The sequence below is a fragment of the Pseudomonas tohonis genome, from assembly GCF_012767755.2.
Classification (GTDB): Bacteria; Pseudomonadota; Gammaproteobacteria; order Pseudomonadales; family Pseudomonadaceae; genus Metapseudomonas; species Metapseudomonas tohonis.
In genome coordinates this window covers 1,380,102-1,404,990 of record NZ_AP023189.1, presented here as the reverse complement: position 1 = coordinate 1,404,990, position 24,889 = coordinate 1,380,102, and the positions used below count along the sequence as shown (strand labels likewise).

Below are 24,889 nucleotides of genomic sequence, written 5' to 3'. Positions count from 1 at the left end.
TGCCTGAGGGGTGGCCGAACAGGCGGCGAACTATAGCATCGCAGCACAATGCCACCCAAGGCCGCAGCGCCCCATTGTTCAGGCCTGAGACAGGTTTCTCCACCGGGGCATGCAATGAAGGGTGAGCGAACGACTCTTTGCCGGTATAATCCCCGCCTTTTCCTCGGCAACTGCACTCTCGACATGAGCCAGTCCAGCGATCTGATCCAATCCGCACACCGCACCATCCGCCTGGAACGTGAAGCCATCGACACCCTGCTCGGCAGGATCGACGCCGACTTCGTCCGTGCCTGCGAGCTGATCCTCGCCTGCAAGGGCCGCGTGGTGGTGGTGGGCATGGGCAAGTCCGGCCACATCGGCAAGAAGGTCGCCGCGACCCTGGCCAGCACCGGCACGCCCGCCTTCTTCGTCCACCCCGCCGAGGCCAGCCACGGCGACATGGGCATGATCACCCCGGACGATGTGGTGCTGGCCCTGTCGAACTCGGGCTCCACCGCCGAGATCGTCACCCTGCTGCCCCTGATCAAGCGCCTCGGCATCACCCTCATCAGCATGACCGGCAATCCGCAGTCGCCGCTGGCCAAGGCCGCCGAAGCCAATCTAGACGCCCGCGTCGAGCACGAAGCCTGCCCGCTGAACCTGGCCCCGACCTCCTCCACCACCGCATCGCTGGTACTGGGCGACGCCCTGGCCATCGCCCTGCTGGAGGCCCGTGGGTTCACCGCCGAGGACTTCGCCTTCTCCCATCCCGGTGGCGCCCTGGGCCGCCGCCTGCTGCTGAAGGTCGAGAACATCATGCACGGCGGCGACAGCCTGCCCCGCGTCGAGCGCGGCACCTCGCTGCGCGATGCGCTGCTGGAAATGACCCGCAAGGGCCTGGGCATGACCGCCGTGCTGGAGACCGACGGCAGGCTGGCCGGGATCTTCACCGACGGCGACCTGCGCCGCACCCTGGACAAGGGCGTGGACGTGCGCCAGGCCAGCATCGACGACGTGATGACGGCACACGGCAAGACCGTGCGGGCCGAGATGCTCGCCGCCGAAGCCCTGAAGATCATGGACGACCACAAGATCAACGTACTGGTGGTGGTGGACGACAACGACACCCCCATCGGCGCCCTGCACATCCACGACCTGACCCGCGCCGGGGTGATCTGAATGAGCGACGACCTGCTGCAACGCGCCAAGGGCATCCGCCTGGCGGTCTTCGACGTCGATGGCGTACTCACCGACGGCAAGCTCTACTTCCTGGTCGATGGCAGCGAATTCAAGACCTTCAATACCCTGGATGGCCACGGCATCAAGATGCTGATCAACTCCGGCGTACGCACCGCGATCATCTCCGGCCGCAGCACCCCGGTGGTCGAGCGCCGCGCCCGCAACCTCGGCATCCAGCACCTCTACCAGGGCCGCGAGGACAAGATGGCGGTGCTCGACGAACTGCTCGCGGAGCTGGGCCTGGACTACCAGCAGGTCGCCTACCTCGGCGATGACCTGCCCGACCTGCCGGTGATCCGCCGCGTGGGCCTCGGCATGGCCGTCGCCAGCGCCGACGGCTTCGTCCGCCAGCACGCCCACGGCACCACCCAGGCACGCGGTGGCGAAGGCGCCGCACGCGAATTCTGCGAACTGATCATGCGCGCCCAGGGCAGCCTCGACGCTGCGCAGGCCGCCTACCTCTAGGTCCAGAACATGTCGAAGAACTTCCGCCTCGCCCTGATCCTGATCCCGGTCGCCGCCCTGCTGATCGCGCTGGGCTACTGGAACATCCGCCCGGAAAGCTTCATGGAGCGCCAGGCCAGCGCACAGGCGGACGAGAACGCCATCGACTTCTACGTGGTCAATGCCTCCAGCGTGCAGTACCAGGAAGACGGCAAGCGTCACTATGAAATGACTGCCGCCAAGCTGGAACACGTCAAGGCCAGCGACGTGACGCTGCTGACCAATCCGGACCTGCAGCTCTACCGCGGCACCGAATTCCCCTGGCACGTGCAGAGCGAGCGCGGCGAAGTCAGCCCCGAAGGGGAGCAGGTGGAACTGATCGACAAGGTCCGCGTGGCACGCACCGATGCCAAGGGCCGGCCGACCATTCTCACCACCAGCCGCCTGACCGTGTTCCCGGACAAGCAATATGCGGAAACCCAGCAAGCCGTTAGAATCGACGCCGCCAACGGGGTTACCACGGCACAAGGAATGAAAGCGTACTTGAATGACAGCAGGATGATCCTGCAGTCCAACGTAAGAGGCCAGCATGAGGTTCGTTAAAACCCTCCCCCTACTGCTCAGCCTGGGTGCTGCACTCGGAAGTGCCAGCGCCTGGGCGCTGCCCAGCGACCGTGATCAGCCGATCCGGGTCCAGGCCGACAGCGCCGAACTCGACGACAAGCAAGGCGTGGCGGTCTATCGCGGTGATGTCGTGATCACCCAGGGCACCCTGAAGATCACCGGCGACACCGTGACCATCACCCAGAACGCCCAGGGCGAGCTGGAGGTCTTCACCTCGGTCGGCAAACCTGCCTACTACGAGCAGAAGCCTGCGGTGGACAAGCAGATCGTCAAGGCATACGGCATGACCATCCAGTACTTCGCCGCCAACGAGCGCATCGTGCTGATCGACCAGGCCAAGGTGATCCAGGAAGGCAACACCTTCGAAGGCGAGAAGATCGTCTACGACACCCAGCGCCAGATCGTCAACGCAGGTCGCGCCACCGGCACCAATGTCGGCACCCCGCGCCCACGCATCGACATGGTCATCCAGCCGAAGAAGAAAGAGCAGCAAGCGGGACAAGCACAGTAATGGCGACCCTCAAAGCCCAGCACCTGGCGAAGAGCTACAGGAGCCGCCAGGTGGTACGTGATGTCAGCCTGTCCATCGACAGCGGCCAGATCGTCGGCCTGCTCGGCCCCAACGGCGCCGGCAAGACCACCTGCTTCTACATGATCGTGGGCCTGGTGAAGGCCGACCAGGGCCGCGTACTGATCGATCAGCAGGACGTCACCCACCAGCCCATGCACGGCCGCGCCCGCGCCGGCATCGGCTACCTGCCTCAGGAAGCCTCGATCTTCCGCAAGCTCAGCGTGGCCGACAACATCATGGCCATCCTCGAGACCCGCAAGGAACTCGACCGCGCCGGCCGCCATCGCGAGCTGGAGAGCCTGCTCCAGGAATTCCACATCAGCCACATCCGCGACAGCATCGGCATGAGCCTGTCCGGTGGTGAGCGCCGCCGCGTCGAGATCGCCCGCGCCCTGGCCACCGCCCCCAAGTTCATCCTGCTCGACGAACCCTTTGCCGGTGTCGACCCCATCTCCGTGGGCGACATCAAGCAGATCATCCACCACCTCAAGGCGAAGGGGATCGGCGTGCTGATCACCGACCACAACGTCCGCGAGACCCTGGATATCTGCGAAACCGCCTACATCGTGAATGACGGCCAACTCATCGCCGAAGGCAGTGCGGAAGAGATCCTGGCCAACCAACTGGTCAAGGAAGTCTACCTGGGGCACGAATTCCGCCTCTGAAGGCCAGCCCTTGCACGCAGAAGTTGCGAGCAGTAGAAAAATCATTCAAGGTCAGGCATATAATTTGCTTCCTGGTGGCGCCTCGGCGCCCTGTAGTGGATGGCGCATGCGCGCCGGCGAATAAGGTGCTAAGCCCCCTGCCATGAAACCATCGCTAGTCCTGAAGATGGGCCAGCAGCTGACGATGACCCCGCAGCTGCAACAGGCCATCCGCCTACTCCAACTGTCCACCCTGGATCTGCAGCAGGAAATCCAGGAGGCGCTGGAGTCCAATCCCATGCTTGAACGCCAGGAGGAAGGAGAGGACTTCGACAACTCCGACCCCATGGCCGAAAGCGAGCAGCAGCCCAACTCCGCCAGCCAGGAATCCAGCTTCCAGGAATCCAGCGTCCCCACTTCCGAGAGCGAAAGCCTCGAAGACGGGGAATGGCACGAGCGCATCCCCAGCGAGCTGCCCGTCGACACCGCCTGGGAAGATGTCTACCAGACCAGCGCCAGCAGCCTGCCCAGCTCCGACGACGACGAGTGGGATTTCACCTCCCGCACCTCGGTCGGCGAGAGCCTGCAGAGCCACCTGCTGTGGCAGCTCAACCTGGCGCCCATGTCCGATACCGATCGCCTGATCGGCGTCACCCTCATCGACTGCATCAACAATGACGGCTACCTGGAGGAAACCCTCGAGGAAGTTGTGGAGGCCTTCGACCCCGAACTCGAGATCGAGCTCGACGAAGTCGAGGTTGTCCTGCGCCGTATCCAGCAGTTCGAGCCGGCGGGTGTCGGCGCTCGCGACCTGCGCGAATGCCTGCTCCTGCAACTGCGCCAGTTGCCGCCTAAGACTCCCTGGCTGAGCGAAGCGCAGCGCCTGGCGGGCGACTATCTCGACCTGCTGGGCAGTCGCGACTACAGCCAGCTGATGCGCCGCATGAAGCTCAAGGAAGACGAGCTGCGCCAGGTGATCGAGCTGATCCAGGGCCTCAATCCGCGTCCCGGCTCGCAGATCGAGGCCAGCGAACCCGAATACGTCGTGCCGGATGTCATCGTGCGCAAGCACAACGAGCGCTGGCTGGTGGAGCTGAACCAGGAAGCCGTCCCTCGCCTGCGCGTGAACCCGCACTACGCCGGCTTCGTCCGCCGGGCAGACTCGAGTGCCGACAACACCTTCATGCGCAACCAGCTGCAGGAAGCACGCTGGTTCATCAAGAGCCTGCAAAGCCGCAACGAGACCCTGATGAAGGTGGCGACCCAGATCGTCGAGCACCAGCGCGGTTTCCTCGAGTACGGCGACGAGGCGATGAAGCCTCTGGTACTGCATGACATTGCCGAAGCGGTGGGCATGCACGAGTCGACCATTTCGCGCGTCACCACCCAGAAATTCATGCACACCCCCCGTGGCATATACGAGCTGAAATACTTCTTCTCCAGCCACGTCAGCACCTCCGAAGGCGGTGAATGCTCGTCCACCGCCATCCGCGCGATCATCAAGAAACTGGTCGCTGCGGAAAATGCCAAAAAGCCGTTGAGCGACAGCAAGATCGCTGGTTTACTGGAAGCACAGGGTATCCAAGTGGCCCGCCGCACAGTCGCCAAGTACCGGGAATCCCTCGGGATAGCGCCTTCCAGCGAACGCAAGCGGCTGATGTGACGCGGATTGATCCACGCCAAAGTGTTCCGGTGGCAGGCCCGTTAGCCTGTCTCTTACACACGGGCAATAAGGAGAAAGCGGTATGCAAGTCAACATCAGTGGACATCAACTGGATGTGACCGACGCCCTGCGCGACTATGTCGTCGAGAAGTTCGACAGACTGGAGCGCCACTTCGACAAGATCACCAATGTGCAGGTGATCATGCAGGTGGAGAAACTGAAGCAGAAGATCGAAGCCACCCTGCACATCGCCGGTGGTGAGGTCGTGGCCAATGCGGAGCATGAAGACATGTACGCGGCCATCGACCTGCTTACGGACAAACTCGACCGCCAACTGATCAAACACAAGGAAAAGCAGCTGAACCGCCAGCAGGGCGCAACCGCCCGCTGACATTCCCCTTCCTATGATCCGACTTGAGCAAATCCTGACCCCCGGCCGTTCCCTCGTGAACGTGCCGGGCGGCAGCAAAAAACGTGTCCTGGAACAGATCGCCAACCTGGTTGCTCGCGAACTTCCCGACCTCGACTCGCAAGATATCTTCGAAAGCCTGATCGCCCGGGAGAAACTCGGCTCGACAGGTTTCGGCAACGGTATCGCCATCCCCCATTGCCGGCTTCCCGGCTGCGCCGCGCCCATCAGCGCCGTGCTGCGCCTGGAGGCCCCCGTCGACTTCGACGCCATCGACGGCGCCCCGGTGGACCTGCTGTTCGTACTGCTGGTCCCCGAAGCCGCCACCGACGAGCACCTGGAATTGCTCCGCCAGATCGCCAGCATGCTGGACCGCACCGAAGTGCGCGACCGCCTGCGCGTGGCGCAGAGCAGCGACAGCCTGTATCAGGTGGTAGTGGACGTCCAGAACGGACGCTAGGACCTTGCCATGCGCCTGATCATCGTCAGCGGCCGTTCAGGCTCAGGCAAGAGCACCGCCCTCGATGTCCTCGAGGACAACGGCTTCTACTGCATCGACAACCTGCCCGCCGGCCTCCTCCCCGAACTGGCCGAACGCGCCCTGCTGCAGACCGAGCTGCTGCATCCGCAGGTCGCCGTGTCCATCGACGCGCGCAACCTGCCCAGCCAGCTCAAGCGCTTCCCCGAATTGCTCGAAGAGGCCCGCGCGCGCCATATCCAGTGCGACGTGCTGTACCTGGACGCGGATGACGAGACCCTGCTCAAGCGCTTCTCCGAAACCCGCCGGCGACACCCGCTGACCAACGAAGACCGCTCCCTGGCCGAAGCCATCCTCGACGAGTCGAAGCTGCTCGCGCCCATTTCGGACCTGGCCGATCTGAAGATCGATACCACCCACCTCAACCTCTACCAGCTGCGCGACAGCATCAAGCTGCGCCTGCTGAACAAGCCCGAGCCGGGAACCGCCTTCCTCGTCGAATCCTTCGGTTTCAAACGCGGCATGCCGGTCGACGCCGACCTGGTATTCGACGTGCGTTGCCTGCCCAACCCCTATTGGAAGCCCGAGCTGCGCGACCACTCCGGCCAGGATGCCGTCGTCGCCGAATACCTAGCCGCCCAGCCGGATGTCGAGGAGATGTACCAGGACATCCTCGGCTACCTGAACAAATGGCTGCCGCGCTTCGCCGCCAGCAACCGCGCCTATGTCACCGTCGCCATCGGCTGCACCGGCGGCCACCACCGCTCCGTGTACCTGGCCGAACGCCTCGGGCAGGCACTCAAACCCAACCTGAAGAACGTCCAGGTTCGCCACCGCGACCTCAGTTAAAGGATCCCCGCCGCGATGCCAGCCTGTGAAATCACCATCATCAACAAACTGGGGCTGCATGCCCGTGCCGCCGCCAAGTTCGTCGGCGTCGCCGGCCGCTATCCCTGCCAGATCCGCGTCGGTCGCAACCCGGAAAGCCTGGTGGACGGCAAGAGCATCATGGCCGTGATGATGCTCGCCGCAGGCAAGGGCACCGCCATCCACCTGCACACCGAAGGCGAGCAGGACGACGATGCGCTCAACGCGCTGATCGAACTGATCAACAATCGCTTCGACGAAGGCGAGTGAAGACAGGCCTCCACCCGGCGGCGCCAGGCACGCAGCGCAAGCGGACACACCGCCGCGCGACGCCTCACTGCGTCGCCGCCTGAAGCATCGGCCGATCAGGCCAGCGCCGTATCCAGCACCATCATCAGACAGAAGCCCGCCGCCAGCCCCAGGCTCGCGGCGGTCTCATGCCCCTTGCGGTGGCACTCCGGAATGATTTCGTGGGTCACCGCGAACAGCATCGCTCCCGCCGCCAAGGCCAGGCCCCAGGGCAACAGCAGCACCGACACCTGCACCAGCCAGGCGCAAAGCAACGCGAACAGCGGCTCGACCACCCCGGATGCCGCACCGATCAGCATCGCCCAGCCCCGTGACATACCCGCCCCCGCCAATACCAAGGAAATGATCAGCCCCTCCGGCAGGTCCTGCAGCGCGATGCCCAATGCCAGGCCATCCGCACCCGCCAGCCCGGCGCCCGCTGCCACCCCCACGGCCATGCCCTCGGGGATGTTGTGCAGGACGATGGCGATGACGAACAACAGGATGCGCGGCGCCAGCACCAGGCGATCGGTTCGCGTGTCGACCTCCAGCTGCCGCTCCGGCAACAACCTGCCAAGGCCGAACAGTGCACTGGCGCCCAACAACAGGCCGAGGCTCATCAGGAACCCCGCCGACCAGCGGGAGAAGCCCAGCTGCCCGGCAGACTCGAGGCCGGGGATCAGCAACGAGAACACCGTCGCCGCCAGCATCACACCGGCACCGAAACCCAGCAGGGTGTCGGAGGTACGCGCCGAGATGCTGCGCATGAACAGCACCGGCAAGGTCCCGACTGCGGTGCCCAACGCGCACAGCGCGCCCGACTTCAGGGCATGCCAGAGATGGGGCTCCAGCGCACGCTCGGCAACCAGCACCGCCTGCCAGCACAGCAGCACGCAACCGGCGAGCATCACACAGAGCCCCAGGACCTGGCGCAGGGAAAGCCCGCTCGGCAGCAGGGGCAGCATGGCGCCCCGGCCGGGCGGGTGCAGGCGCTCTTCGACGCCCAGGCCGTGCAGGTCGGATTCGGGCATCAGGCCATCGCCTCACGGTATCGACGATCGACTTCGGCCCAGTCGATGACGTTGTAGAACGCACCGATGTATTCGGGGCGTCGGTTCTGGTAGCGCAGGTAATAGGCGTGCTCCCAGACGTCCAGCCCGAGGATCGGCACGTGCCCCTTCATCAGCGGGCTGTCCTGGTTGCCGCTGCTCTCCACCACTAGGCGCTTGTCCGGCGTCACGCTGAGCCAGGCCCAGCCACTGCCGAAACGCGTCAGCGCCGCCTTGGTGAAGGCTTCCTTGAAGGCGACGAACCCGCCCAGCTCGGCCTTGATGGCCGTCCGTACCGTGCCGTGGGGCTCACCGCCGCCACTGGGTGACATCACGGTCCAGAACAACGAATGGTTGGCATGGCCGCCGCCGTTGTTGATCACCGCGGCGCGCAGCGGCTCGGGCACCTCGGCCAGGCGCCGCAGCAGCGACTCCACGGGCAGTTGCCCGAGAGGGCTGCCCTCCAGCACGGCGTTGAGGTTGTTGATGTACGCCTGGTGGTGCTTGCTGTGATGGATCTCCATGGTCTGCGCGTCGATGTGCGGCTCCAGGGCGTCGTAGGCGTAGGGCAGCGTGGGCAGGCTGTAGGTCATGGTCGGGTCCTCGTTCAGTGGTAGTAGCGGCTGCGGGCAAGGTGCGGCGTCGCCCGCGACGAGTGCCCAGGGGCGATGCCGAGCAGGCGATCGGTGCGGGGATAGGCGCCGTGCTCCTGGATGAACTGCAACAGGCTGCCGTAGGTGCAGCGGCTGTGGCGCAAGGCGACGTCGCGCAATGTCTCGGGCAGGCCCGGGTCGCGCAGCACCTGCAACAGGCGCTCGTGGCAGGCGCAGAGGTTCTCGGCGGTCTCCTCCGGCTGCCCGAGCATCAGGTGCAGGTCGGCCAGGTTGTGGTGCGAGACCACGAACGCCGCCACCGCCTGGTCCGGGTCAGGCCAGCGCTCAAGGAGCATCTGCGCCTGGGCCAGGGCCTGCAGGTAGCGCTCGCGCGCCTCGATCCATTCACCGGCGCGGAAGCAGTGGTTGCCTGCCTCGATGGTTCGTTTCCAGTACTCCATCGGCCACCTCCGGGTGGGCGAAGGGCGCCGCCTGCGCGGCACCCGGGTCGCGGCTAGAGGCCGCCCTCGGTGAGCTTCTCCGGGTCGAGCAGCTTTTCCAGTTCGGCGCGGCCGAGGTCGGTGTTCTCCTGGGCTACGTCGATAACCGCCCTGCCCTCGCGATACGCCTGCTTGGCGATCTCGGCGGCCTTGAGGTAGCCGATGATCGGGTTGAGCGCGGTGACCAGGATCGGGTTGCGCGACAGCGCCTCGTCCAGCTTCGGCTGATTGACGCGGAAGCTCGCCACCGCGCGGTCGGCCAGCAACAGGCTGCTGCTCGACAGCAGCTGGATGCTGTTCAGCAGGTTGTGGGCGATGACCGGCAGCATCACGTTCAGCTCGAAGTTGCCCGACTGCCCGGCGACCGTGATCGCCGCGTCATTGCCGATCACCTGGGCGGCGACCATGGCCGTGGCTTCGGGGATCACCGGGTTGACCTTGCCCGGCATGATCGAGGAGCCCGGCTGCAACGCCTCCAGCTCGATCTCGGCCAGGCCCGCCAGCGGGCCGGAGTTCATCCAGCGCAGGTCGTTGGCGATCTTCATCAGCGTCACCGCCACGGTCTTCAACTGGCCGGACAGGGCCACCGCGGTGTCCTGGGAACCGATCAGGGCGAAGAAGTTGCTGCCCGGGGTGAATTGCAGGCCGGTCAGCAGGTTCAGCTCGGAGCAGAAGCGCTCGGCGAAGCGCGGGTGCGCATTGATCCCGGTGCCGACGGCGGTACCGCCCTGCGCCAGCTGCTGCAGGCTCGGCATCAGCGCACGCAGGTGCTCGATGTTGCTTTGCACCTGCTGGGCCCAGCCATCGAGCACCTGGCTCATGCGCACCGGCATGGCGTCCATCAGGTGGGTGCGGCCGGTCTTCACGTAGGGTCGAACGTCAAGGGACTTCTCGCAGAGCACCTTGAGCAGGTGACCGAGGGCGGGCAGCAGGCGCTCGCTCAACTCGATGGCCGCGCTGGCGTGGATGCTCGACGGGATGATGTCGTTGCTGCTCTGCCCGCAGTTGACGTGGTCGTTGGGGCTGACCTGCTCCGCCAGCAGGCGGCTGGCTAGGGTGGCGATCACCTCGTTGGCGTTCATGTTGGTACTGGTGCCCGAGCCGGTCTGGAACACATCCACCGGGAAGTGCGCCATGAAATCACCGGCCAGCAACTCCTGGCAGGCGCTGACGATGGCATCGCCCATCGCCGGGCCGATCTGCTCCAGGTCGACGTTGGCCCGCGCAGCAGCCGCCTTGGCGAGGATCAACGCGCGGATGAAGGCTGCCGGCATGCGCTGTCCGGAAACCGGGAAGTTGTTCACCGCCCGTTGGGTCTGGGCCCCGTAGAGCGCCTTGGCGGGGACCGCCAGCTCGCCCATGCTGTCGCGTTCGATTCGGGTGTCAGTCACGCTGTATGTCCTTCTTCCGGTTCGATGAAGCTCAAGGATGGCGCCAGGCGAAGGGTCGCCAGGCGCCGCTGCAGGCCAAGCAGGCGCTGGCGACGCAACGGGTCGCGGGCCAGCGGACGCAGGGCTTGCAGGGGTAGATAGGCGTGGTCGAGGCACAGGCAGCGCCAATGCCAGGGCAGGGCGCAGTCGGTCGCGCTGTCCAGCAGCAGCTGGAAACTGCCTTCGAAGATGCGCCAGGCCGGCAGGCCGTGATGCACCACCAGCTCGTGGCCATCGTCGAGGAAACGCATCAACTGGCGCGGGTCGTCCGCTGCCAGGGCACAGCGGATGCGCTGGCCGAGCCAGCGCCAATCGGAGCATGCCTGGGGTTCGTCGAGACGGGGCCGCACTGCGAATCCTCAAATAGCAAATATTCGTATTTGAGAATAATAAACATTATCGACAGTTGCAAAGTGAAAGTGCGAAAGCCCTGGCGCGACACGCAGCCCATGGAGCGGAACCTGGGGTCATCCGCTGGGTGAACCTGCACAAATCCGCCCAACACACGCGATCCGCATGAGGCGCAGAAAATCGGAAACAGGGGGCTTTCGCCCTGCGCCTCGCGAAAGGAGGCAGAAAGGCGAACGCGGCGGAAACAAAAAACGCGCCACGAGGGCGCGTTTTCGAAACGGAGCGGCGGTCAGCTGCCCGCCACCGTCATGCGCTCGATCAGCACCGAGCCGGTGCGGATGTTGCCGCGTACTTCGAGATCGCTGCCCACCGCCAGGATCTGCCGGAACATGTCCTTCATGTTGCCCGCGATGGTGACTTCCTGGACGGGGAACTGGATCTCGCCGTTCTCCACCCAGTAGCCGGCCGCGCCACGGGAGTAGTCGCCAGTGACCATGTTCAGGCCGTGCCCCATCAGCTCGGTCACCAGCAGCCCGCGGTCCATGCGGCGCAGCAGCGCCTTCTGGTCCTCCTGCCCGTGGGTGACGAAGAGGTTGTGCACGCCTCCGGCGTTCGCGGTGCTGGGCAGGCCCAGCTTGCGGCCGGAATAGGTGCCGAGGATGTAGGAGACCAGTTCGCCCTTCTCCACGAACGGCTTGGCGTAGGTCGCCAGCCCGTCGTTGTCGAAGGAGGCGCTGGCCATGGCACGCGGTATCAGCGGGCGTTCGTCGATGCTCAGCCACTCGGGGAACAGGCGTTGCCCCAGGGCGTCCTCAAGGAAGGATGACTTGCGGTAGAGATTGCCGCCGGAGATCGCCGACAGGAAGCTGCTGAACAGCCCGGTGGCCAACTCGGCCGCGAACAGCACCGGCACCTCGCATGTCGGCACCGGGCGGGCGCCCAGGCGGTTGACGGTGCGCTCGGCCGCACGACGACCGATGAACTGCGCATCGGTCAGCTGGGTGCCGATACGGTTCACGTCATACCAGTAGTCGCGCTGCATCTGCCCTTCGCCACCGGCGATCATCACGCAGCTCAGGCTGTGCCGGCTGCTGGCATAGCCGCCGATGAAGCCGTGGCTGTTGCCGTAGACGCGGCAGCCCTGGTGAGTGCTGAGGGTGGTGCCATCGGCATTGCTGATGCGGGGGTCGGCATCGAAGGCCGCCGCCTCGCACACCAGCGCCTGCTCCACCGCCTGCTCGGGGGTGATGGCCCAGGGGTGGTAGAGGTCCAGGTCCGGCAGGTCGCGGGCCATCAGGCCGCGATCGGCGAGGCCGGCGCACTCGTCCTCGGACGCGTGCCTGGCGATGGCCAGCGCAGCCGCCACCGTCTCGCGGATGGCGTCGTCGCCGGTGGCCGAGGTACTGGCCGAGCCCTTGCGCTGCCCCACGTACAGGGTGATGCCGAAGCCCTGGTCGCGGTTGAACTCGACGGTCTCCACCTCGCGCTGGCGCACCGTGGTTGACAATCCCTGCTCCACCGAAACCGCGACCTCGCAGGCCGTCGCACCCTGGCGACCGGCTTCGGCGAGGATGCGTTCGACCCGTGCCTGCAACTCGGGCAAGGCCTGCGGGCCGACCACTTCTACTTCACTCATAGCCACTCCAGTTCACAAAACCTTTCGACGGGGCGGGCGCACCCGGCGCACCGCCCCACGGACCGCATCATTGCGGCGCCAGCCGGGCCGGACAATCCCCGTCCGACTGGTTATCATGGCGGCGTTTCCCACTGGATCGCCCCCATGTCTGAATACCTCGACGACGACTTCTCCGGAGAGAAGAGCAAAACCCAGGTCAAGAAAGAGCTGCATGCCCTGCAGGACCTCGGTGAACGTCTGACCACGCTCAAACCCGATGTTCTCGCCAAGCTGCCGCTGACCGATGCGTTGCAGAAGGCCCTGCTGGACGCGCCGAAGCACAAGGCCCACATCGCCCGCAAACGCCACCTGCAATACATCGGCAAGCTCATGCGCGAGCAGGACATCGAGGCCATCGTCACCCTCGTCGACCAGCTCGACGCCTCCACCCGCCAGTACAACGAGCGCTTCCACAACCTGGAGCGCTGGCGCGATCGCCTCATCGGCGGTGACGACGACACCCTGGAATCCTTCGTCGTCGAATACCCGGAAACCGACCGCCAGCACCTGCGCAGCCTGATCCGTCATGCCCAGCACGAAGCGGCCCGTAACAAACCGCCGGCCGCGGCGCGCAAGGTCTTCAAATACATCCGCGACCTGGACGAAACCCAGCGCGGGCTGCGTTAAAGGCCGCTGGAAGCTCGAAGCCGGAAGCCACACGGCTTCGAGCGCCCAACGCCCCTCCTCAGGCTCCCGTCCCCCCCACCGTGATCGCATCGATCTTAAGCGTCGGCTGACCCACGCCCACGGGCACCGATTGCCCATCCTTGCCGCAGGTACCCACGCCGCTGTCCAGCGCCAGGTCGTTGCCGACCATGGAAACCCGGCTCATCGCCTCCGGGCCGTTGCCGATCAGGGTCGCGCCCTTGACCGGCGCAGTGATCTTGCCGTTCTCGATCAGGTAGGCCTCGCTGGTGGAGAACACGAACTTGCCGCTGGTGATGTCCACCTGGCCGCCGCCCAGGTTGGCGCAATAGATGCCGCGCTCCACCGACGCGATGATCTCCTCGGGGTCGCTCTCCCCCGCCAGCATGTAAGTGTTGGTCATGCGCGGCATCGGCAGGTGCGCATAGGACTCGCGACGGCCGTTGCCGGTGGGCGCAACGCCCATCAGGCGGGCATTGAGCTTGTCCTGCATGTAGCCCTTGAGCACACCGTTCTCGATCAGCGTGGTGCACTGGGTCGGCGTGCCTTCGTCGTCCAGGCTCAGCGAGCCACGACGACCCGCCAGGGTGCCGTCGTCGACGATGGTGCAGAGGCTGGAGGCGACCTTCTCGCCGATCCGCCCGCTGTAGGCCGAGCTGCCCTTGCGGTTGAAATCGCCCTCCAGGCCGTGGCCCACCGCTTCGTGAAGCAGCACGCCGGACCAGCCCGCCCCCATCACCACCGGCAGGGTTCCAGCCGGCGCCGGGATGGCTTCGAGGTTGACCAGTGCCTGGCGCAGCGCCTCGCGGGCGTAGCCCATGGCGCGGTCCTCCTGGAGGAAATAGCGGTAGTCGGTACGCCCGCCACCGCCATGGCCGCCACGCTCGCGACGGCCGTTCTGTTCGACGATGACGCTGACGTTGAAGCGCACCAGCGGACGCACGTCGGCGCCCAGGCTGCCATCGCTGGCGGCGACCAGGATGTGCTCCCAGACCCCGGCCAGGCTGACGGTGACCTGCTTGATGCGCGGGTCCAGCGCTCGGGTGGCGACGTCGATGCGCTTGAGCAGCTCGACCTTCTCCGCCCGGTCGATCACATCCAGCGGGCTGTCGGGCGCGTAGAGCCGCGCCACGTCGGGGCTGGCGAAAGCCTGCACGCGGCCCTGCTGCCCGGCGCGGGCGATGGAGCGTGCGGCGCGGGCCGCCTGGCCCAGGGCGTCGGCGGTGATGGCGTTGCTGTAGGCGAAGCCGGTCTTCTCGCCGGACTGCGCGCGTACGCCCACGCCCTGGTCGAGATGGAAGCTGCCGTCCTTGACGATGCCGTCCTCCAGCACCCAGGACTCGGAGACCTGGCCATGGAAGTACAGGTCGGCAGCGTCGATGCCCGGCCCGGCGAGTTCGCCCAGCACGCCCGGCAGCTGCTCGATGGTGAGGCCGCCGGGTGCCAGCAGCTGGTCACTGACGGATAACAACAATTGGCTCATAACTTCTCCGTTCTCGCAGGCGCAGGTGCGGCCGGCGTCAAGAATCTTCTGTGTGCCGTCACCGGCATGCGCTGGCGCACCGCCAGCTGTTCCTCCGCATCACGGTTGGCCATCAGTACCGCTTCGCCGCTGGCCTGCTCGGCCAGCACGCGACCCCATGGGTCGACGATAGACGAATGCCCGAAGGTCTCGCGCGGCCCCGGATGAACGCCCCCCTGCCCCGCCGCCAGCACATAGCACTGCGTCTCGATGGCGCGGGCCCTCACCAGCACCTGCCAGTGCGCCGCGCCGGTCACCGCCGTGAAGGCCGACGGCGCGGTGATCAGCTCGGCCCCGGCCTCGCGCAGCGCCCCGTACAGCTCGGGGAAGCGCAGGTCGTAGCAGACCGTCAGGCCCAGCCGCCCCACGGGGGTGTCGGCGACCACCACGCGATCACCGAAGGCGTAGTCGTCCGACTCGCGGTAGCGGCCTCGGGCATCGGCCACGTCGACATCGAACAGGTGGATCTTGTCGTAGCGCGCGACCCGCTCGCCCTGGTCGTCCACCAGCAGCGAACAGGCGTTGGGCTTGGCGTCCGGAGCATCGTCCGGCGGCAACGGCAGGGTCCCGGCGACCACCCATAACCTGAGGTCGCGGGCCGTGCGTTTCAACCAGGGCAGGATCGGCCCTTCGCCACGCGCCTCGGCGCGGCCGATCGCACCGTAGTCGCGGCGGCCCATGGCGGCGAAGTTCTCGGGCAGCACGGCGAGGCGGGCACCGTTCCCGGCGGCAGACTCGAGCAGGCGACGAGCGGCTGCAAGATTGGCCAGGACATCGTCCTGGCTGACCATCTGGATCACCGCGAAACTCATGGCGTTCTCCACAGCGGATGTCGCCGCATGCTACTCCAGCGCAGGGCCGATGGAATCAATTGGGCTTCTCGAACGGCTTGTCGAAGCTGATCTTCGGTTCCTTGAGCGGCCCCTTCACCTCGTACTGCACGCTGGCGAAGCGCGCGACCTTGTCGCCCAGCAGCTTGTCCACGACGAACAGCGCGCCGCCGATGGCCGGGGCGCCGACGATCAGCGCGGCCAGCGGCAGGTTGTTGGTCACCGGCAGGGTCACCAGCAGCTTGGCGTCGATGGTGTCATGGGCCATGTCCAGGGTGCCCTTGAGCTCGACACCGCTGGAAGGCCCTTCGAGGACGATGGGCTGGCGGGTGACGAAGACGCCCTCGCTGCCCACCAGCAGGCCCTTGACCCGGTCATAGGCCAGGCCCTTGCCGAGCAGGTCGGAGAAGTCCAGGCGCAGGCGGCGGCCGATGGAATTGAAGTTCAGCAGGCCGAACACGCGCAGCGCCTGGGCACTGCCCTCGACCTCGACGAACTGCCCCTTGCGCAGGCTGGCATCCAGGGTGCCGGAGAACCGCTTGAGGCTGACCCAGGCCGGCGAGCCCGGCCAGCGGCCATCGGCGTCCAGGCGGAAACGTTCGCTGGTGGCGGTGGGCGCGTAGTTCCAGGCCAGCAGCACATCGGCCAGGTTCTTGCCCTCCAGGCGCCCCTTGTACCAGCTGGAGCTCGCCCCGGCGTTGCCCTCCCAGCCGGTGGAGCCGGTGATCTTGAGGCCCTTGAGGTTGAGGTCGAGATCGCTGAACAGGGTGCCCTGGGCCGTCGGCCGGGCCTTGAGCGACCAGGCCCCCAGCGGTTCGTCGCCGAACTGCACCTGGGCGATGCGTACATCGAGCGCCGGAACGGAATGGGGGTCGATGTCCTTGAGCGGGTCGGGGCTGGCCTCCGCCGCCTCGTCGTTCTCCGGCGGCTTGGGCAGGCGCACGCGGGCCATGTCGACGACGATGGGCGCCCCCTTGGCATCAGGCAGGTTGACGCTGCCCTGCAGCAGGTCGCTGTCCAGATCGACCTTCCACAGCGCATCGCCCCGCGCCAGGCCGATGCGGAAATCCTCCAGGCTCATGCCCATGCCGCTGAAGTGGCCGATGCGCAGGTCCGCGCCCTGCAACAGGCCGACGGCGTCACCGGCGTCCTTGGCGGCGTAGCGATCCCGCACCGCCTGCCAGGCTGCGAGGTCCAGCTCGTCCAGGGTGCCACGCACCCGGATGCCGCGGTTCGACGGCATGCTCGCGCTGCCCGAGCCCAGCAGCAGCTCACCGCGCGCCTGGGTGAAGTCCGTCGCGGGCGCGGCGACCGCGAGATTGGCGCGGCCGCCATAGTCGAACCAGTAGCGCCGCTCCGGGCCATCCAGGGTCATGCGCCACTGGCTGTCACGCACCTCGTCGGCAGCCTTGCCGAAGGGCGCCGGCAGGTCGACGGACACGCCCTTGAGGCTGGAGGCGATGCGCAACTGGCTGTCCTTGCCGTCCAGCAACAGGTCGAGCTGGTAGGGAACATCGCCGGCGACCGGCAGGGGCCGGGTAACGCCCAGCCAGGCCGAGACATCCTTGATCGCGGCACGGCCGCTGGCCTGGATGCGCGTGCGGCCCTTGCCATTGCGCCCTTCGGCGACCGCCTTGGCGGTGACTTCGCGACCGAAGGCCTTGCCGCGTATCTGCGGCGAGCTGAGACCGCTGGCGGTATCGAAGCGGAAGGCGCCGGCGAGGTCGGTGAGTTCGAGGCTCGGCTTGGCGAACTTCAAGCGCGATTCACGGGTCGCCAGGTCGACGATCACCCGGGGCTCGCCACCGGCCTTCTCCAGCGGGATGTCCAGGTCCAGGCTGCCGTCCAGGGTGCCTTCGCCCTGCCAGCCGGCCATCACCTCGGCGGCTGGCGTCGGTGCTTCCTGCATGATCTTCAGGCCATCGCCGAAGCTGCTGTCCAGCTTGGCCCGGACCCGCAGGCGCGGCACCTGGCCATGCTCGACGTGGGGCACATCGGCCCGCGCATCGCTGATGCGGCTGTCGAGAATGCGCGCACTGGGCACCCGCACCCGCACACCGCTGTCCTCGATGAACACGTCGCCACGGGCCTCGTGCAGCGCCGGCCAGCCGGGCTGGTAGGCGAGCTCGGCATCGTGGACCTTGAAGAACAGGCTGATGGATCGCGATTCCGGCACCGAGTCGTGCTGCAGCGAGCCCTGGTACTGGAAGAAGCCCTCGTCCACCGCACCGCCCTTGATGGCGGTCTTCAGCCACTCGGCCAGGGCCGGGCTGAGGCCGCTGGAGAGGGTCGGCAGGTACTTCTCGGTATAGCGCGCATCGCCGTCGTGCAGGCCGACGCGCAGGTCCATGTAGTCCTCCTGGGCCGGGTCGCGCAGCAGGCGGATGAGGAAGTCGCCTGCGACCTTGCCTTCATCGCCGACCACCTGGAGGTAGGGGCTGATCAGGGTGAACGCCTGGTCATCCAGCTTCCAGGTCAGGCGCGCGTGGGCCTCGCGGTAGCGCCAGGGCTTGGGGAACAGGTGATCGAGGTGCAGGGCGAAATCATCGGAATCCATCCGCAGCTCGCCGCCGGCCAGGTCGCCGGTGATGCTGCCACTGACGTTCTCGGCCGCCGGCGCACCGTGCACGGCATTGAAGGCGATGCGTTCCAGGTTGGCGCTGAAGCCGATGCGCCGGGCCCCCTCCACCTGGGGCCGGTAGACCATCTGCACGTTGCGCAGCGCGCCACGGGGCTTGAGCCCGCTGACCAGTTCCGCAGCGAGGTCCGGCAGCGGCACCAGGCCCTCCACCAGCGGCACCAGGGGATCGAGGTCGAGGCGGTCGGCGGCGAGCGTCCACTCGGCCTCGCCCTGCCCGTTGTCCTGCACCTGCTCCAGGCGGATGTGGGCGTTGCTGTAGCGCTGCTCGCCGACGCTCACCGCCAGGGAGTCCAGCAGCAGGCTCATGCCCTTGTCGCTGCGGTTGAAATAGGCGTCCACCGCCAGGTCCTGGACGGCCACGGGCTTGCGTTGCGCGTAGCTGCCGCGCAGTTCGCCGACATGCAGCCGGGCCACCGCGCCTTGCAGGGCGCCGCGCTTCCAGTCGACCCAGAGTTCGCCACCGCCCTTGAGCTGCTCGACACGCCAGTCACGGGTCAGGCTCCTGGGCAACCAGCGCGCCCAGTCGCTCTGGGGCAGGCTGAGGTAGATCTCCGCCTCGCTGTTCAGCAGCGCGTCGGGATCGATGCGGGTGCGCAGGCGCAGGCTCAGCGGCTGGCCGTCCGGCAGCGTCAGGCGGCCGTCCAGACGCTGCCGGGTAGCGCTGCCGCTGAGGGTCGTCTGTACATAGGTGAAGGTGACCGGCTTCTGCTTCCAGGGCTCCAGGGTGACCTGGCTGTTGAGCAGGGACAGGCGCTGGACATGCTTGAAGCCATCGAGCAGCTTGCGCGCATCGAACGGAGCCTGGTCGTCCCGGGCGGGCAGGCCGGCCAGGGCCCACTTGCCGGCTTCGTCCTGTTGCACCTGCAGCTGCAGGCCTTCGACCTCGAGGCTGGCGATGCGCAGGGTGCGCGCCAGCAGGCTGCCGAGCAGGTCGGGCACCACGCGTACCTGGTCCAGGCGCAGGACCTCGTCGCCCTCCCCGAGCGTGACGTCATGGGCGACCAGCACCGGCCCCATGCCCTGCCAGCGGCCTTCGAGGCTGCCGATCAGCAGGGGTTCGCCAAGCGCCTCACGGGCCTTCTCCTGGACTTCGCCCCGGTACTCGGCCACCAGCGGTACCAGTTGCCGACCGAGGCTCACATAGAGGGCGGCGAGCACCAGGCCCAGCGCGCAGAGCGCCAGCAGGGTACGCAGGAAGGTGACGAGGAACAGGCCCTTGCGCGCCATATCAGTTCAGGCCCTCAGAGCAGCACGACATCGTATTGCTCCTGGGAATACATGCTCTCGACCTGGAACTTGATGGTGCGCCCGATGAAGGCCTCGAGATCGGCGACGTTGCCCGACTCCTCGTCCAGCAGGCGGTCCACCACCTTCTGGTTGGCCAGCACCAGGTAGCCCTCGGCCTGGTAGGCGCGGGCCTCGCGGAGGATCTCGCGGAAGATCTCGTAGCAGATGGTCTCGGCGGTCTTCAGCATGCCGCGTCCCTGGCAGCTCGGGCAGGGTTCGCAGAGGTTCTGCATCAGGCTTTCGCGGGTGCGCTTGCGGGTCATCTGCACCAGGCCGAGCTCGGTGATGCCGATGATGTTGGTCTTGGCGTGGTCCCGCTCCAGCTGCTTCTCCAGCGTCCGCAGGACCTGGCGCTGGTGCTCCTCGTCCTCCATGTCGATGAAGTCGATGATGATGATGCCGCCCAGGTTGCGCAGGCGCAGCTGGCGGGCGATGGCGGTGGCCGCCTCGAGGTTGGTCTTGAAGATGGTCTCTTCGAGCGTGCGATGGCCGACGAAGGCGCCGGTGTTCACGTCGATGGTGGTCATCGCCTCGGTCGGGTCGATAATCAGGTAGCCGCCGGACTTCAGCAGCACCTTGCGCTCCAGGGCCTTCTGGATCTCGTCCTCGACGCCGTACAGGTCGAAGATCGGCCGTTCGCCGGGATAGTGCTCCAGGCGGTCGGCGATCTCGGGCATCAGCTCGTCGACGAACTGGGTGACCTTCTGGAAGGTCTCGCGGGAGTCGATGCGGATCTTCTCGATCCGTGGGTTCACCAGGTCACGCAGGGTGCGCAGGGCCAGGCTCAGGTCTTCGTAGATGACCGAAGGCGCCGGGGCGCTCTGCATCTGCGAGGAAATCTGTTCCCACAGGCGGCGCAGGTAGCGGATGTCGACGAGGATTTCCTCGGCCCGCGCGCCGTCGGCAGCGGTCCGCAGGATGAAGCCACCGGTCTCCTCGATGCCTTCGGCGGCGACGCAGTCGGCGACCACCTGCTTGAGGCGTTCGCGCTCGGCCTCGTCCTCGATCTTCAGCGAGATGCCGACATGGGCCGTACGCGGCATGTAGACCAGGTAGCGCGAGGGAATGGACAACTGCGTGGTCAGGCGTGCGCCCTTGCTGCCGATGGGGTCCTTGGTCACCTGCACCACCAGGGCCTGGCCCTCGTGGACCAGGGCGGTGATGTTCTCCACCGCACTGCCTTCGCGGTTGGAAATCTCCGAGGCGTGGATGAAGGCCGCACGGTCGAGGCCGATGTCGACGAAGGCCGCCTGCATGCCCGGCAGCACCCGCACCACCTTGCCCTTGTAGATGTTGCCGACGATGCCGCGGCGCTGGGTGCGCTCGACATGCACCTCCTGCAGCACACCGTTCTCCACCACCGCCACGCGCGATTCCATCGGCGTGATATTGATCAGAATCTCTTCGCTCATGCTGAGAACCTACCCGACCCGCTGCCAAACAGAAATGCCGAATTCGCCCAGCAAGTCCGCCGTTTCCAGCAACGGTAGACCCACAACGGCGGAATAACTCCCCTGGATGTTCTCGACGAACACCGCACCGAGCCCCTGGATGGCGTAGCCGCCCGCCTTGTCCAGCGGCTCTCCTGTGGCCCAGTAGGCCTCGCGCTCCGCCTGGGGGATGACGCGGAAGCGTACCCGGCTGGTCACCAGGCGAGAGACGCAGTGGCCGGACTCGGCCACCGCCACGGCGGTCAGCACCTGGTGCTCGCGCCCGGAGAGGTCCGCCAGCATGGCCAGGCCGTCGTCGCGATCCAGGGGTTTGCCGAGGATACGGCCATCGAGCACCACCGAGGTGTCGGCCCCCAGCACACGGGTGCCGGCTGCGGCATCACCGAGCGCAGCCAGGCCGGCGGCGGCCTTTTCACGGGCCAGGCGCTCGACATAGTGCTCGGCCGTCTCGCCGGGGCGTACGGACTCATCGATGGCAGCGGAAAGAACCTGGAAGGGAACGCCGATCTGGGCGAGCAGTTCGCGGCGGCGGGGCGAGCCGGATGCCAGGTGGAGCGTGGCCATGCTGGGACTTCTCCATGTCGAGAAGGCACGCGGCATGGCCGCGGCCCGGTCAGTTGACGTTGAGGCGGCGGCTCAGGCCGCGCAGGGCGGCGAAAATCCAGGGCCAGAGCAAGGCGCTGACCAGGGCGGGCAAGAGGAACAACAGCGTCGGCGGGCGGTTGCCGGTCAGGGCGTTGAGCCACAGCTGCACCAGCTGGGCCAGGCCGAAGACCACCATCAGCACCAGACTCTGCTGCCACATGGGGAACATGCGCAAGCGCTGGTGCAGGGCCAGCACGAGGAAGGTGATCAGCGCCAGGATCAGCGCGTTCTGCCCCAGCAGGGTGCCGTAGAGCACGTCCTGGGCGATCCCCACCAGCCAGGCGGTGGTCATGCCCACGCGGTGCGGCAGGGCCAGGGTCCAGTAGGTGAGCAGCAGCGCGGGCCACAGGGGCCGCCCGACTTCCATGAAGGTCGGCATGGGCGCGACGCTGAGCAGCAGCGCCAGCACCAGGCTGAACCAGATCACCCAGCCATTGTTCGAGCGGGCGCTGACCATCAGCGATTCTCCCGGTTGGCGGGCGGCGTGGCCGGTGTTGAGGAAGCCGCGCCGGCAGGTGTCGGTGCCTGAGAGGCAGGTGCTGCCTGCGTGGCGGCAGGCGCGGCGGAACCCGGGGCACCCGCAGCCGGCCGGCCGGCGGCCTCGCGGTCGGCCGCTTCCTGGGCTTCGGCCGAGTCGTTGGCACGCTGTTCGGGGCTGCGCGTATCGGTGAACACCAGCAGCAGGTAGCGGCTGCGGTTCAGGGCGGCGGTGGGTACGGCGCGGACGATGGCGAAGGGCTGGCCGGAGTCGTGGATGACTTCCTTGACCGTCGCCACCGGATAGCCGGCGGGGAAGCGCTGGCCGAGGCCGGAGCTGACCAGCAGGTCGCCTTCCTTGATGTCCGCGGTATCGGCCACGTGGCGCAGTTCCAGGCGCTCCGGGTTGCCGGTGCCGCTGGCGATGGCGCGCAGGCCGTTGCGGTTGACCTGCACGGGAATGCTATGGGTGGTGTCGGTGAGCAGCAGGACGCGGGCGGTGTAGGGCATGACCTCCACCACCTGGCCCATCAGGCCGCGGGCGTCGAGCACCGGCTGGCCGAGGAAGACGCCGTCCTTCTCGCCCTTGTCCACCAGGATGCGGTGGGTGAAGGGGTTCGGGTCGACGCCGATCAGTTCGCCCACCAGCACCTTGTCGTCCACCAGGGCGGAGGAGTTGAGCAGCTCGCGCAGGCGCACGTTCTGCTCGGTCAGGGCCGCCAGCTTCTGCAGGCGACGCTGCATCAGCAGGCCTTCGGCCTTGAGCTTCTCGTTCTCGGCGATCAGGGTGCTGCGGCTGGTGAACTGGTCGCTGACGCCATCCCAGAGGCGCACCGGCAGATCGGCCAGCCAATAGAAGGGCGTCAGCACGAGGCCCATCTGGCTGCGTGCCGGTTTCAAGGTGTCGAAGCGGGCATCCACCACCATCAAGGCGGCAGAAAGCACGGCGAACACCAACAGGCGCACGCCGAGCGAAGGTCCCTTGGCGAATAGCGGTTTTATGACCCGCTCCTCTGGTGCAATGGCTCTCCGACCTTATTCGGTGGAGAGCAGGTCCATTGCGTGACGATCCATCATTTCCAGGGCACGACCACCGCCACGGGCCACGCAGGTCAGCGGGTCCTCGGCGACGATCACCGGCAGGCCGGTTTCCTGGGACAGGAGCTTGTCGAGGTCGCGCAGCAGCGCGCCACCACCGGTCAGCACCAGGCCACGCTCGGCGATGTCGGAAGCCAGCTCCGGCGGGGACTGCTCCAGGGCGCTCTTGACCGCCTGGACGATGGTCGCCAGGGATTCCTGCAGCGCTTCCAGAACCTCGTTGGAGTTCAGGGTGAAGCTGCGCGGTACGCCTTCGGCCAGGTTGCGGCCACGGACGTCGATCTCGCGGACCTCGCCGCCCGGGAAGGCGGTGCCGATTTCCTGCTTGATGCGCTCGGCGGTGGATTCGCCGATCAGGCTGCCGTAGTTGCGGCGCACGTAGGTGACGATGGACTCGTCGAAACGGTCGCCGCCCACGCGTACGGATTCGGCGTAGACCACGCCGTTGAGGGAGATCAGGGCGATCTCGGTGGTGCCGCCGCCGATGTCGACGACCATGGAGCCACGGGCCTCTTCGACCGGCAGGCCGGCACCGATGGCCGCGGCCATGGGTTCTTCGATCAGGAAGACTTCACGGGCGCCGGCGCCCAGGGCGGATTCGCGGATGGCGCGACGCTCGACCTGGGTGGACTTGCAGGGAACGCAGATCAGCACGCGGGGGCTGGGCTGCAGGAAGCTGTTCTCGTGCACCTTGTTGATGAAGTACTGCAGCATCTTCTCGCAGACGCTGAAGTCGGCGATCACGCCGTCCTTCATCGGGCGGATGGCGGAAATGTTGCCGGGGGTACGACCGAGCATGCGCTTGGCCTCGGTGCCGACGGCCACGACGCTCTTCTGGTTGCCGTGGTTACGAATGGCGACCACGGACGGCTCGTTCAGGACGATGCCGCGTTCGCGCACATAAATCAGGGTATTGGCAGTGCCCAGGTCGATCGACAGATCGCTGGAAAACATGCCACGCAGTTTCTTGAACATGGGAGAGGGACCCTAGGCAACGCGTGGGTAAAAAAGTGCGGCAAACTCTAACAACGACAGGGATTTTGGGCAAGGCGCCGATATGTTAAATTGCCGGTTTTTCCGGGCCTCTGGGCCCATCATCGCGGCCTTTGACCGCCCGTTCGCGGTGCCGTTCCCGGCGCCCTTCCCGCACGGTCCCGAGCACCGCGCTGACCGCACCTCAGTTGGAGAACCCGATGGCGCTTGAACGCTCCGACGTGGAAAAGATCGCCCATCTCGCCCGCCTGGGCCTGAACGACGGCGATATCCCGCGTACCACCGAGACCCTCAACAACATCCTCGGCCTGATCGACGCGATGCAGGCCGTGGATACCGACGGCATCGAGCCGTTGGCCCACCCCCTCGAAGCCACCCAGCGCCTGCGCGCTGACGAAGTGACCGAGGAGAACCACCGCGACGCCTACCAGGCCATCGCGCCGGCCGTCGAGAACGGCCTCTACCTCGTGCCTAAAGTCATCGACTAAGGAAAAGG

Annotated in this window: 26 protein-coding genes; 12 read left to right on the top strand and 14 right to left on the bottom strand. The window is 66.6% G+C overall.

All coding sequences use genetic code 11. The features are described 5' to 3' along the window. Window positions 1–183: 183 nt before the first annotated feature. The 10 genes from HSX14_RS06515 (at window position 184) to HSX14_RS06470 (ending at window position 7,188) form a co-directional block, all read left to right on the top strand. Entirely contained in the window at window positions 184–1,158 is a 975-nt protein-coding gene (locus HSX14_RS06515; RefSeq protein ID WP_173173200.1) for a KpsF/GutQ family sugar-phosphate isomerase, read from the top strand. Continuing rightward, entirely contained in the window at window positions 1,159–1,683 is a 525-nt protein-coding gene (locus HSX14_RS06510) for a KdsC family phosphatase (RefSeq protein WP_173173202.1), read from the top strand. A gap of 9 nt (window positions 1,684–1,692) precedes the next feature. Further along, entirely contained in the window at window positions 1,693–2,265 is a 573-nt protein-coding gene (gene lptC, locus HSX14_RS06505; protein ID WP_173173204.1) for an LPS export ABC transporter periplasmic protein LptC, read from the top strand. Beyond that, window positions 2,252–2,797 carry a lipopolysaccharide transport periplasmic protein LptA gene (gene lptA / locus HSX14_RS06500; RefSeq protein ID WP_111262500.1) on the top strand — a complete coding sequence of 182 codons (546 nt, stop codon included), beginning with the start codon at window positions 2,252–2,254 and terminating at the stop codon, window positions 2,795–2,797. Before lptC ends, lptA begins: the two co-directional genes overlap by 14 nt. Next, window positions 2,797–3,522, top strand: coding sequence for an LPS export ABC transporter ATP-binding protein (gene lptB / locus HSX14_RS06495; protein ID WP_173173206.1), 726 nt, complete (start codon window positions 2,797–2,799; stop codon window positions 3,520–3,522). The genes lptA and lptB overlap by 1 nt, the downstream gene beginning before the upstream one ends. 142 nt (window positions 3,523–3,664) lie before the next feature. After that, the gene (locus HSX14_RS06490; RefSeq protein WP_173173208.1) at window positions 3,665–5,164 is read left to right on the top strand and encodes an RNA polymerase factor sigma-54; all 1,500 of its coding nucleotides are present in this window, start codon (window positions 3,665–3,667) and stop codon (window positions 5,162–5,164) included. A gap of 82 nt (window positions 5,165–5,246) precedes the next feature. Next, a complete protein-coding gene (hpf, locus tag HSX14_RS06485; protein ID WP_021217832.1) occupies window positions 5,247–5,555 on the top strand; it encodes a ribosome hibernation-promoting factor, HPF/YfiA family in 309 nt (102 codons plus the stop codon). 13 nt (window positions 5,556–5,568) lie between these two features. Further along, window positions 5,569–6,033, top strand: a complete 465-nt coding sequence (ptsN, locus tag HSX14_RS06480) for a PTS IIA-like nitrogen regulatory protein PtsN (RefSeq protein WP_111262502.1) — start codon at window positions 5,569–5,571, stop codon at window positions 6,031–6,033. Window positions 6,034–6,042: 9 nt separating this feature from the next. Next, complete coding sequence (rapZ, locus tag HSX14_RS06475) at window positions 6,043–6,900, top strand: RNase adapter RapZ (protein WP_173173210.1); 858 nt, start codon at window positions 6,043–6,045, stop codon at window positions 6,898–6,900. Between the two features lie 15 nt (window positions 6,901–6,915). Beyond that, window positions 6,916–7,188, top strand: a complete 273-nt coding sequence (locus HSX14_RS06470) for an HPr family phosphocarrier protein (protein WP_173173212.1) — start codon at window positions 6,916–6,918, stop codon at window positions 7,186–7,188. A 95-nt stretch (window positions 7,189–7,283) separates the two neighbouring features. Here HSX14_RS06470 and HSX14_RS06465 read toward each other — a convergent pair whose 3' ends face one another. The 6 genes from HSX14_RS06465 to pmbA all read right to left on the bottom strand — a co-directional run bounded on the left by HSX14_RS06465 (window position 7,284) and on the right by pmbA (window position 12,765). Beyond that, window positions 7,284–8,171, bottom strand: coding sequence for a ZIP family metal transporter (locus tag HSX14_RS06465; RefSeq protein WP_173173589.1), 888 nt, complete (start codon window positions 8,169–8,171; stop codon window positions 7,284–7,286). Window positions 8,172–8,236: 65 nt separating this feature from the next. Next, window positions 8,237–8,848, bottom strand: coding sequence for a superoxide dismutase (locus HSX14_RS06460; protein WP_173173214.1), 612 nt, complete (start codon window positions 8,846–8,848; stop codon window positions 8,237–8,239). 14 nt (window positions 8,849–8,862) lie between these two features. Continuing rightward, window positions 8,863–9,309: a tetratricopeptide repeat protein gene (locus tag HSX14_RS06455; RefSeq protein ID WP_173173216.1), complete on the bottom strand. Its 447-nt coding sequence runs from the start codon at window positions 9,307–9,309 to the stop codon at window positions 8,863–8,865. Between the two features lie 53 nt (window positions 9,310–9,362). Continuing rightward, window positions 9,363–10,739, bottom strand: a complete 1,377-nt coding sequence (fumC, locus tag HSX14_RS06450; RefSeq protein WP_173173218.1) for a class II fumarate hydratase FumC — start codon at window positions 10,737–10,739, stop codon at window positions 9,363–9,365. Continuing rightward, on the bottom strand, window positions 10,736–11,128 hold the full coding sequence (locus tag HSX14_RS06445) for a FagA protein (protein WP_173173220.1): 393 nt from the start codon (window positions 11,126–11,128) through the stop codon (window positions 10,736–10,738). The genes fumC and HSX14_RS06445 overlap by 4 nt, the downstream gene beginning before the upstream one ends. A gap of 290 nt (window positions 11,129–11,418) precedes the next feature. Then, entirely contained in the window at window positions 11,419–12,765 is a 1,347-nt protein-coding gene (gene pmbA, locus HSX14_RS06440; protein ID WP_173173222.1) for a metalloprotease PmbA, read from the bottom strand. A gap of 144 nt (window positions 12,766–12,909) precedes the next feature. Here pmbA and yjgA point away from each other — a divergent pair, with 144 nt between their 5' ends. Further along, entirely contained in the window at window positions 12,910–13,431 is a 522-nt protein-coding gene (gene yjgA / locus HSX14_RS06435; protein WP_173173224.1) for a ribosome biogenesis factor YjgA, read from the top strand. Between the two features lie 58 nt (window positions 13,432–13,489). Here the strand turns inward: yjgA and tldD are convergent, their stop codons facing one another. The 8 genes from tldD to mreB are packed head-to-tail and all read right to left on the bottom strand — an operon-like array spanning window position 13,490 to window position 24,375. Next, a complete protein-coding gene (gene tldD, locus HSX14_RS06430; RefSeq protein WP_111263652.1) occupies window positions 13,490–14,932 on the bottom strand; it encodes a metalloprotease TldD in 1,443 nt (480 codons plus the stop codon). Continuing rightward, window positions 14,929–15,783 (bottom strand): carbon-nitrogen hydrolase family protein, encoded by an 855-nt coding sequence (locus HSX14_RS06425; protein WP_173173226.1) that lies wholly within the window; start codon window positions 15,781–15,783, stop codon window positions 14,929–14,931. The genes tldD and HSX14_RS06425 overlap by 4 nt, the downstream gene beginning before the upstream one ends. Window positions 15,784–15,838: 55 nt before the next feature. After that, window positions 15,839–19,669 carry a YhdP family protein gene (locus HSX14_RS06420; RefSeq protein WP_173173228.1) on the bottom strand — a complete coding sequence of 1,277 codons (3,831 nt, stop codon included), beginning with the start codon at window positions 19,667–19,669 and terminating at the stop codon, window positions 15,839–15,841. A 14-nt stretch (window positions 19,670–19,683) separates the two neighbouring features. Further along, complete coding sequence (gene rng / locus HSX14_RS06415) at window positions 19,684–21,141, bottom strand: ribonuclease G (protein WP_111263655.1); 1,458 nt, start codon at window positions 21,139–21,141, stop codon at window positions 19,684–19,686. Between the two features lie 9 nt (window positions 21,142–21,150). Next, window positions 21,151–21,744: a Maf family protein gene (locus HSX14_RS06410; protein ID WP_173173230.1), complete on the bottom strand. Its 594-nt coding sequence runs from the start codon at window positions 21,742–21,744 to the stop codon at window positions 21,151–21,153. Window positions 21,745–21,793: 49 nt separating this feature from the next. Continuing rightward, complete coding sequence (mreD, locus tag HSX14_RS06405; RefSeq protein ID WP_173173232.1) at window positions 21,794–22,282, bottom strand: rod shape-determining protein MreD; 489 nt, start codon at window positions 22,280–22,282, stop codon at window positions 21,794–21,796. Further along, a complete protein-coding gene (gene mreC / locus HSX14_RS06400; RefSeq protein ID WP_173173591.1) occupies window positions 22,282–23,304 on the bottom strand; it encodes a rod shape-determining protein MreC in 1,023 nt (340 codons plus the stop codon). The genes mreD and mreC overlap by 1 nt, the downstream gene beginning before the upstream one ends. Window positions 23,305–23,337: 33 nt before the next feature. Next, window positions 23,338–24,375 (bottom strand): rod shape-determining protein MreB, encoded by a 1,038-nt coding sequence (mreB, locus tag HSX14_RS06395; protein WP_021217765.1) that lies wholly within the window; start codon window positions 24,373–24,375, stop codon window positions 23,338–23,340. Between the two features lie 218 nt (window positions 24,376–24,593). On the opposite strand from mreB, the gene gatC reads away from it, so the two are divergent. Beyond that, window positions 24,594–24,881, top strand: coding sequence for an Asp-tRNA(Asn)/Glu-tRNA(Gln) amidotransferase subunit GatC (gene gatC / locus HSX14_RS06390; protein ID WP_021217764.1), 288 nt, complete (start codon window positions 24,594–24,596; stop codon window positions 24,879–24,881). Window positions 24,882–24,889: the final 8 nt, after the last annotated feature.

Bases quoted from the DNA above. Each gene is read 5' to 3' on its own strand.
- HSX14_RS06515 (WP_173173200.1), top strand. From the start codon at position 184: ATGAGCCAGTCCAGCGATCTGATCCAATCCGCACACCGCACCATCCGC.
- HSX14_RS06510 (WP_173173202.1), top strand. From the start codon at position 1,159: ATGAGCGACGACCTGCTGCAACGCGCCAAGGGCATCCGCCTGGCGGTC.
- lptC (WP_173173204.1), top strand. From the start codon at position 1,693: ATGTCGAAGAACTTCCGCCTCGCCCTGATCCTGATCCCGGTCGCCGCC.
- lptA (WP_111262500.1), top strand. From the start codon at position 2,252: ATGAGGTTCGTTAAAACCCTCCCCCTACTGCTCAGCCTGGGTGCTGCA.
- lptB (WP_173173206.1), top strand. From the start codon at position 2,797: ATGGCGACCCTCAAAGCCCAGCACCTGGCGAAGAGCTACAGGAGCCGC.
- HSX14_RS06490 (WP_173173208.1), top strand. From the start codon at position 3,665: ATGAAACCATCGCTAGTCCTGAAGATGGGCCAGCAGCTGACGATGACC.
- hpf (WP_021217832.1), top strand. From the start codon at position 5,247: ATGCAAGTCAACATCAGTGGACATCAACTGGATGTGACCGACGCCCTG.
- ptsN (WP_111262502.1), top strand. From the start codon at position 5,569: ATGATCCGACTTGAGCAAATCCTGACCCCCGGCCGTTCCCTCGTGAAC.
- rapZ (WP_173173210.1), top strand. From the start codon at position 6,043: ATGCGCCTGATCATCGTCAGCGGCCGTTCAGGCTCAGGCAAGAGCACC.
- HSX14_RS06470 (WP_173173212.1), top strand. From the start codon at position 6,916: ATGCCAGCCTGTGAAATCACCATCATCAACAAACTGGGGCTGCATGCC.
- HSX14_RS06465 (WP_173173589.1), bottom strand. From the start codon at position 8,171: ATGCTGCCCCTGCTGCCGAGCGGGCTTTCCCTGCGCCAGGTCCTGGGG.
- HSX14_RS06460 (WP_173173214.1), bottom strand. From the start codon at position 8,848: ATGACCTACAGCCTGCCCACGCTGCCCTACGCCTACGACGCCCTGGAG.
- HSX14_RS06455 (WP_173173216.1), bottom strand. From the start codon at position 9,309: ATGGAGTACTGGAAACGAACCATCGAGGCAGGCAACCACTGCTTCCGC.
- pmbA (WP_173173222.1), bottom strand. From the start codon at position 12,765: ATGAGTGAAGTAGAAGTGGTCGGCCCGCAGGCCTTGCCCGAGTTGCAG.
- yjgA (WP_173173224.1), top strand. From the start codon at position 12,910: ATGTCTGAATACCTCGACGACGACTTCTCCGGAGAGAAGAGCAAAACC.
- tldD (WP_111263652.1), bottom strand. From the start codon at position 14,932: ATGAGCCAATTGTTGTTATCCGTCAGTGACCAGCTGCTGGCACCCGGC.
- HSX14_RS06425 (WP_173173226.1), bottom strand. From the start codon at position 15,783: ATGAGTTTCGCGGTGATCCAGATGGTCAGCCAGGACGATGTCCTGGCC.
- HSX14_RS06420 (WP_173173228.1), bottom strand. From the start codon at position 19,669: ATGGCGCGCAAGGGCCTGTTCCTCGTCACCTTCCTGCGTACCCTGCTG.
- rng (WP_111263655.1), bottom strand. From the start codon at position 21,141: ATGAGCGAAGAGATTCTGATCAATATCACGCCGATGGAATCGCGCGTG.
- HSX14_RS06410 (WP_173173230.1), bottom strand. From the start codon at position 21,744: ATGGCCACGCTCCACCTGGCATCCGGCTCGCCCCGCCGCCGCGAACTG.
- mreD (WP_173173232.1), bottom strand. From the start codon at position 22,282: ATGGTCAGCGCCCGCTCGAACAATGGCTGGGTGATCTGGTTCAGCCTG.
- mreB (WP_021217765.1), bottom strand. From the start codon at position 24,375: ATGTTCAAGAAACTGCGTGGCATGTTTTCCAGCGATCTGTCGATCGAC.
- gatC (WP_021217764.1), top strand. From the start codon at position 24,594: ATGGCGCTTGAACGCTCCGACGTGGAAAAGATCGCCCATCTCGCCCGC.